The organism is Nocardioides segetis (assembly GCF_051390595.1).
GTDB lineage: Bacteria > Actinomycetota > Actinomycetes > Propionibacteriales > Nocardioidaceae > Nocardioides.
Genome location: NZ_JBNINR010000016.1, coordinates 107,047 through 114,709, shown reverse-complemented (window position 1 = coordinate 114,709; position 7,663 = coordinate 107,047). Strand labels below are relative to the sequence as shown.

7 protein-coding genes are annotated in these 7,663 nt (G+C 73.3%); all 7 read right to left on the bottom strand.

The features are described 5' to 3' along the window. Positions 1 to 264: 264 nt before the first annotated feature. The 7 genes from ACPZVR_RS21485 to glmM all read right to left on the bottom strand — a co-directional run bounded on the left by ACPZVR_RS21485 (position 265) and on the right by glmM (position 7,599). Complete coding sequence (locus ACPZVR_RS21485) at positions 265 to 1,059, bottom strand: ABC transporter permease (protein ID WP_436701727.1); 795 nt, start codon at positions 1,057 to 1,059, stop codon at positions 265 to 267. Then, on the bottom strand, positions 1,056 to 1,970 hold the full coding sequence (locus ACPZVR_RS21480; RefSeq protein ID WP_436701726.1) for an ABC transporter ATP-binding protein: 915 nt from the start codon (positions 1,968 to 1,970) through the stop codon (positions 1,056 to 1,058). Before ACPZVR_RS21480 ends, ACPZVR_RS21485 begins: the two co-directional genes overlap by 4 nt. A 44-nt stretch (positions 1,971 to 2,014) precedes the next feature. Then, positions 2,015 to 3,229: an ABC transporter permease gene (locus tag ACPZVR_RS21475; protein WP_436701725.1), complete on the bottom strand. Its 1,215-nt coding sequence runs from the start codon at positions 3,227 to 3,229 to the stop codon at positions 2,015 to 2,017. After that, complete coding sequence (locus tag ACPZVR_RS21470) at positions 3,226 to 4,125, bottom strand: ABC transporter ATP-binding protein (RefSeq protein ID WP_436701724.1); 900 nt, start codon at positions 4,123 to 4,125, stop codon at positions 3,226 to 3,228. Before ACPZVR_RS21470 ends, ACPZVR_RS21475 begins: the two co-directional genes overlap by 4 nt. An 84-nt stretch (positions 4,126 to 4,209) precedes the next feature. Then, positions 4,210 to 4,860 (bottom strand): response regulator, encoded by a 651-nt coding sequence (locus ACPZVR_RS21465; protein ID WP_436701730.1) that lies wholly within the window; start codon positions 4,858 to 4,860, stop codon positions 4,210 to 4,212. Between the two features lie 4 nt (positions 4,861 to 4,864). After that, positions 4,865 to 6,223: a sensor histidine kinase gene (locus tag ACPZVR_RS21460; RefSeq protein ID WP_436701723.1), complete on the bottom strand. Its 1,359-nt coding sequence runs from the start codon at positions 6,221 to 6,223 to the stop codon at positions 4,865 to 4,867. Positions 6,224 to 6,243: 20 nt separating this feature from the next. Further along, positions 6,244 to 7,599, bottom strand: coding sequence for a phosphoglucosamine mutase (glmM, locus tag ACPZVR_RS21455; RefSeq protein ID WP_436701722.1), 1,356 nt, complete (start codon positions 7,597 to 7,599; stop codon positions 6,244 to 6,246). Positions 7,600 to 7,663 lie beyond the last annotated feature (64 nt).

The following is a 7,663-nucleotide window of genomic DNA, read 5'->3' as shown; positions in this document are numbered from 1 at the left end:
TCAGATACCACTTCGTCTACCGGGGCTCGTGCCTGTCCTCGTGGACCGACACGCAACGACCTATTGGCGGAACCTCTAAGGGTTACAGCTCGAGAACGGCGCAACAGCGCCCGGGTAGTAGCAACAACGCCCGGGTAGATGAGTCGGCCCGGCGGGGGCGTGGGGAGGCGCAGCTGCGCGACTACCTTGGTGCTGTGACCACTACCCGGGCGCTGTTGCACCGGAAATCGTGCGGTAACCCTTAGTTACAAGTGCCCGCGCGCCTCACCCCACGTCGCGACGCAACGTGGTCAGCCGCCCGATCACCGCGAACACCACGGCGTACGCCACCAGCACCAGGGCCGCCGCCCAGCGCGGGAGCAGGTCGGCGTCACCGCCTCCGGCGCCGAGGAAGGACGCGCCGATGAGGGAGTCGGCCGCGCCACCGGGCAGGTACGACGCCACGCCGGCCAGCGCGTCGACCTGGCTGAGCACGACCCGGGCGATGGGCTCGACGAACTGGGTGAACGCGAGGATGACGACGATGGCGGCGACCTGGTTGGACAGGATGCTGCCGAAGGCGACACCGATGACCGCCCACAGCGCCACGACGACCACGCCGAGCGCCAGGCCGGTGAGCACGTCGCCGTCGCGGAGGTAGGAGCCGTCCCCGCGGATCGCGAGCAGGGGCGCGCCACCGGCGACCGTCGCTGCGACGCCGACGACGCCGGCGACCAGCCCGATCGGGACCACCGACACGAGCTTGGCCGCCAGGAACCGGGTACGGTCCGGCTCCACCAGGAGGCTCTGCGTGATCGTCTTGTGGCGGAACTCCGTGGTCATGGCGAGACTGCCGATGACGAGCGGGAAGACGTAGCCGACGCCGTTGACCAGCGAGTACGTCGCCCGGGCGGCGTCCTCCCCCACCAGCGCGGCCTCGGAGCCGTCCGGCACGAAGACGAAGGAGGCGGAGACGGCCGCGGACACGAAGCCCAGGTAGGCGACCATCACCAGGAGCAGCAGCCACCACATCCGGGTGCTGACGAGCTTGCGGTACTCCGCGAGCAGCGCGGCCCTCATCGCACGGCCTCCGCGCCGTCGCCGACCGGTCGGGTGAGCTCGAAGAAGAGCGCCTCCAGGTCGACGTCGCGGCGGACCAGCTCGTGCAGCTCGATCCCGGCCGCGTGCGCCGCCGCGCCGACCTCGGCCGCGCTGGCGCCGTCCACGACGAGTCCGCCGCCGTCCGGGGCGGTGTCCCAGCCCCGGTCCGCCGCCAGTGCGCGGACGGCGTCGGGCCGGGGCGCGACGACGTACGCCGCCGGCGTGGCGCGGGTGCGCAGCTCGGCCAGCGACGAGGCGTGCCGCAGCCGGCCCTGCGCGATGATCACCACCTCGTCGACGCTGGCCTCGACCTCGCGCAGCAGGTGGCTGGAGACCAGGACCGTGCGGCCCTCGTCGGCGAACTGCCGCAGCAGCCGCCGGATCCAGACGATGCCCTCCGGGTCGAGCCCGTTGGTCGGCTCGTCGAGGACGATCACCGGGGGGTCGGCGAGCAGCGCGGTCGCCAGGCCGAGCCGCTGCCGCATGCCCAGGGAGTAGCGGCCCACCCGCTGCCGCGCCGCGTGGTCCAGTCCGACGGCCTCGAGCACCTGCCGGCACCGGGCGCGGGAGACGCCGACCTGGGGCGCGAACACCTCCAGGTGCGCCAATCCGGTGCGCCCGGGGTGGAAGCTCGACGCCTCCAGGGCGGCGCCCACGACGCGACCGGGCTGCGGGTGCGCGGCGTACTCCCGCTCCCCCACCAGCGCGCGTCCGGCGCTGGGCCGGGTCAGGCCCAGGAGCATCCGCAGCGTCGTGGTCTTGCCGGCCCCGTTGGGCCCGAGGAATCCGGTGACCGCGCCGGGGCGGACCGTGAAGGTCAGGTCGTCGACCGCCCGGGTCCCACCGAACTGCTTGGTGAGCCCGTCGATCGCCAACGAGGGGGCTGTCATGTCGATGACCCTTTCAGAGGGAGGAAGGGAGGAAGGGAGGAAGGTCACTCGGCCGCGGCCCAGGCCTGCTTGAGCGTCACGCGCCCCTGCGTCTGCAGCAGGGCCCGGCGGTAGATCCGCTCGGCGAGGACCACGGTCGCGGCCATCGCCGCGAGCAGCACCGCGATCGCGGCCACCGGCTCCCAGGCGGCGGCGTCGCCGTTGAGCACCCGGATCGGCATGAGCACGATCGAGAACGGCGGCAGGTACGACGCGACGGCCTGGACGGTCCCCTCGAACAAGAAGGCGCCGAAGAACACGCCCATCATGACGAAGCTGAGGGGGGCCGCGGTCGTCTGCAGGTCCTCGGCCCGACTGGCGAGCGCTCCGGCCACCGCCCACCAGCACGCGATGAAGAGGAAGCCGACGAGGAAGAAGACGGTGAACCACCCGATCCCCGTGGTGATGCCGGACAGGAACGAGGAGTACTCGGTGAAGGAGATGCCGACCAGGCCCACGGCCAGGATGAGCGCGGTCTGTCCCAGCGCCAGCAGGGTGTTGCCGGCGATCTTGCCGATCAGCAGCTGGCGCACCGGGATCTTGGTCGTGATGATCTCGACGATCCGGTTCGCCTTCTCCTCCACCACGCTGCCCGACAGCGTGTAGCCGAAGCCGAGCGCGGCGAAGTAGAAGAGGAAGGCGAGCAGGAAGCCCATCGCCCGCGCGAAGTCCCGGCGCTCGGCATCCCCGTCGAGCAGCACGGTGTCCACCGCCCCGCCCTGACGCAGCTCGGCCAGGGAGGTGCCGGCGCGCTCGGCGTTCTGCTCCAGCGCGGCGTCGCGGATGACGCTCTCCGCGGCGGCGGTCAGGTCGCCCGACACGTCCTTGCGGCCGACCAGCGACCAGCCGTCGTCGGCGGGGCGCAGCAGGACGTCGGCGTCGTCGTCCTCCAGCGCCGCGACACCGGCGTCGTCGGAGGCGACCTCGACCAGCGCGATCTCCAGGCCGTCGTCGACCTCGGGGACCTCGCGCTCGAGCAACTCGGCGACGCCCGCGTCGGCGGCGGTCGCCGCGATCGTGACCCGCTCGGCGCGGTCCTCGGACCAGATCGTCCAGCCGATGAAGCCGACGAGGAGCACGAGGGTGATCAGGGTGCCGATGAGGAAGGACTTGTCGGTCAGCCGGGTGAGGACCTCGCGACGTGCGACGAGCAGCCAGGGCCGCTCGGCCGGTCGCGTCCGGACCGTCTCGTGCGCCTCGTGCGTCTCGGGCGAGCTCATGCGGTGACCTCCCGGTAGATCTCGGACAGCGGGGTGCGGACCGTGGCGAGCTCGCGGATCTCGCCGCGGTCGAGGCCGGCGGTCAGGATCGCGCGGCGTACGGCGTCCGCCGCGCGCTCGTCGTGGTCGCCCAGCTCGATGAGGGCCTCGGCGCCGTCGACGTCGAGGACGTGGAGGCCGGCGATGTCGCGGACCCAGCCGGCATCGCGGTCGGTGACCACCCGCAGCCGCTCCGGTCCGCGGGCGCGCAGCTCCTCGACCCCGCCCTGGGCCACGACCTCCCCGGCACGGAGCACGACGAGCCGGTCGCAGAGCCGCTCGACGAGGTCGAGCTGGTGGCTGGAGAAGAGGACGGGCACGCCGCGCACCGTCTCCTCGCGCAGCAGGTCGACCATCGAGTCGACCGCGGTCGGGTCGAGGCCGGAGAAGGGCTCGTCGAGGATCAGCGCCTGAGGCTGGTTGAGCAGCGCGGCGATGATCTGGACGCGCTGCTGGTTGCCGAGGCTGAGCTTCTCGACCCGCTCTCCGCCGCGGTCGGCGAGACCGAAGCGATCCAGGCTCTCCGCGGCCGACGCGCGGGCGCGGGACGCCGTCAGCCCGGAGAGCTCGCCGAGATAGACCAGCTGGTCGAGGACCTTCTGCTTGGGGTAGAGGCCGCGCTCCTCGGGCATGTACCCAAAGCGGCGGCGGTCGGCGGCAGTGATCGGTCGGCCCTGCCAGAGCACCTCGCCCGCGGAGATCCCCAGCAGTCCCATGATCATGCGCATCGTCGTCGTCTTGCCGGCGCCGTTGCCCCCGACGAAGCCGGTCAGCATCCCGGCGGGCACCTCGAACGACACGTCGTCGACCACGCTCCGCTCGCCGAACCTGCGGGTCAGGCCCCTGGTCTCGATCATGACGTCCACGCTAGGGACATCGACGCCGGACGGGATCCGTCGCGAGGCGGGGATCCTCCTCCGCCGTACGACGGAGGAGGGAGCTCAGCCCGCCAGGCCGACCCGGTGGGCGAACACCACGGCCTGGACGCGGTCGCGCAGGTGGAGCTTGGCCAGGCAGCTCGAGACGTGGGTCTTGACCGTCGCCTCGCCCACCACGAGCCGCCCGGCGATCTCGGCGTTGGACAGCCCCTCGCCCAGCAGCTGCAGCACCTCGCTCTCGCGCTCGGTGAGCCGCGCCAGGAGCTTCGCCTCCTCGGGGGCCGGCCCGGCGGGGGCGCCGCCCGCGGCCATCTCGGCGATGACCCGGCGGGTGACCTCGGGCGAGAGCAGCGCGTGCCCGCGTCCGACCGCGCGGACCGCCTCGACGAGCTGCTCGGCCTCGGCGTTCTTGAGGAGGAACCCGCTGACGCCGGCCCGGAGGGCGTCGAAGAGGTAGTCGTCGCGGTCGAAGGTCGTGAGGATGACGACGCGGCCGAGGTCCTCGGCGACCAGCTCGGCGGCGGCGGCGATCCCGTCGACGCGCGGCATCTGCACGTCCATGAGGACGACGTCGGGTCGCAACCGCCGGGCCAGCTCGACCGCCTCCGCGCCGTCCGCCGCCTCGCCGACCACCTCGATGTCGGGCTCGGCCGACAGGATCATCCGGAAGCCGGAGCGGACCAGTGCCTGGTCGTCGGCGAGGAGGACGCGCAGCTGCTCAGCCACCGCTGCCTCCCAGCGGCAGCCGGGCGCGCACCCGGTAGCCGCGCGTGGCCCGGGGACCGATCTCGACCTCGCCCCGGTGCGACGCGACCCGCTCGCGGATGCCGAGATGACCCATGCCGGAGCCCGACGTCCCCGGCCGCGGCCGGCCGTCGTCCAGCACCTCGACCTCGGCGAACGGCCGGTCGCCGAGCTCGGTGATCCGCAGCCGCACCGACGCGCTGGACGCCGTCGAGTGCCGCACGACATTGGCCAGCGCCTCCTGGGCCGTCCGGAACAGGGTGAGGCCGACCGTCTCCGGGAGCCGTGCCGCGGCGCCGGGCCGGTCCTCGACGACCGCGTAGGACGTGCGCAGCCCGTCGTACGCGCGGCCGGCGACGAGCTCCTCGAGGTCGGCCACGCCGGGCGTGCTGGTGCGCGAGCTCTCCGCGGGCCGGTCCTGCTGGGAGCCGGTCTCGATGTCGCGCAGCGTGCCGAGCAGCGAGCGCATCTGCGTGACGGCCTCGCGCGAGCTCGCCTCGATCGCGCCGAGCGCACCGGCCGCCGTCGCCGGGTCGCGATCGAGGACGCGGCGGGCGCCCGCGGCCTGGACGCCGATGACCGACACGTGATGGCCGACGACGTCGTGCAGCTCGCGCGCGATCCGCAGCCGCTCGTCCACGACGGCGCGCTGCTGCAGGGTCGCCGTCTGGCGGGCGATCGTGCGCGCCTGATCGGCGAGGGCGGCCCGCTGCCGGGCACCGCGCCACGCGACCTGTCCGCCGATGATCGCCCCGACGAAGTAGACGACGTTGACGATGAAGGTGAGCAGGATGATGGCGGGCACGGGCGGGAGAAAGCCGAAGCGATCGTCCTCGCCCGCGCTGTCCAGCCAGCTCTGCGCCCCCTGGCCCACGGCGAACTGCCAGGCCACCCAGCAGAGCATGAAGACGAGGATCGAGCTGGTGACCACCAGCGCCGAGCGGCGGCTGCGGCCCCACGCCATGGCCGAGAACAGGCCCATGAAGTAGCAGATCTGGAGTGCCGCCTGACCCATCACCGGGGGCATCGCGACCCCGATGACGAACATGTGGGTCGACAGGTAGACCGCCACGGCGAGCGGGTAACGGCGGCGCAGCACCAGCGCGAGGGCGGCCGCCGACATGGCGAGATAGATCGCCCACCAGGGTGCGTCGACGCCGTCGAAGGCGCCGGCGCTGCGCGCCAGCTCGAGCGTGACGATGCCGGCGACCTCGAACGCCGCACCGGTAGCGAGGTCGCGCGTGGTGATCGGAGGGGTCCCCCGGTCCCACTCGTCGTCGACCGCGAAGTACTCGCCGAGGCGGGCACGCAGGGCGGGACCGACGGCAGACACGCAGCGACTCTAGTAGGCCGCTACCGCGCCAACCGCTCGCGTACGACGTCCGCGAGCCGCTCCGCGACGGCCTCGGCCTGCGCGGCGGTCGGCGCCTCGACCATGACGCGGACCAGGGGCTCGGTGCCGGAGGGGCGCAGCAGCACCCGCCCGGTGGAGCCGAGCTCGGCCTCGGCGCCCGCGACCGCCTCGAGGAGCGCGGGGTCGTCGGTGCGGGAGCGGTCGACGCCGGCGACGTTGACGAGGACCTGCGGGAGCCGCGTCATCACGCCGGCGAGGTCGCGCAGGGACCGGCCGGAGGTCGCCATCCGGCGTGCGACGTGGAGGGCGGTGAGGATGCCGTCGCCGGTCGTGGCGTGCTCGCGCATGATCACGTGACCGGACTGCTCCCCACCGAGGCTGTAGCCGCCCCGGCGCATCTCGTCGAGGACGTAGCGGTCGCCGACCGCGGTCTGGACGACCTCGACCCCGGCGGCGTCCATGGCCTGGAGCAGACCGAGGTTGCTCATCACCGTGGCGACGAGGGTGTTGCCCACGAGACCGCCGGCCTCCCGGAGCGCGAGGGTCAGGATCGCCATGATCTGATCGCCGTCGACGACCTCGCCGGTGTGGTCGACGGCCAGGCACCGGTCGGCGTCGCCGTCGACCGCGAACCCGGCGTCGGCGCCGTGCTGCACGACCGCCGCCCGGAGCGGGTCGAGGTGGGTGGAGCCGCAGCCCTCGTTGATGTTGACCCCGTCGGGCGAGGCGCCGATGGTGACCACCTCGGCGCCCGCGGCGCTGAGCGCCCGCGGACCGACCTCGCTGGCCGCGCCGTGCGCGCAGTCCAAGACGAGCTTGAGCCCGGCGAGAGGCTTGCCGGCGGGCGCGTCGAGGGTGCGGACCAGGTGGTCGACGTACTCCTTGACGGTGGGCCCGTACGGCGTCACGCGGCCGACCTCGGCGCCGGTGGGCCGGTCCCAGTCCTGCCCGAGCAGCGCCTCGATCTCGCGCTCGAGGGAGTCGTCGAGCTTCACCCCGCCGCGGGCGAGGAACTTGATGCCGTTGTCGGGCATCGGGTTGTGGGAGGCGCTGATCACGACGCCCACGTCGGCGCCGAGGGCGTCGGTGAAGTAGGCGACGCCGGGGGTCGGCAGCACCCGCAGCCGCAGGACGTCGACCCCGGCGGAGGCGAGGCCGGCGACGACGGCGTGCTCGAGGAACTGACCGGAGATCCGGGTGTCCCGGCCGACGACGGCCAGCGGTCGCGGGCGGCTGTAGCCGCCGTGCGCCACGAGGACCCGGGCGGCGGCGCTGCCGAGGTCGACCGCGAGCTCGGCGGTCAGCTTGTCGTTGGCGAGGCCGCGGACCCCGTCGGTCCCGAAGATGCGCGTCACGTCATGCTCCTTGCAGTCGCGGGCGGTCGCGGGCGTTCAGGGGGTGGGACGACAAAACTCACGC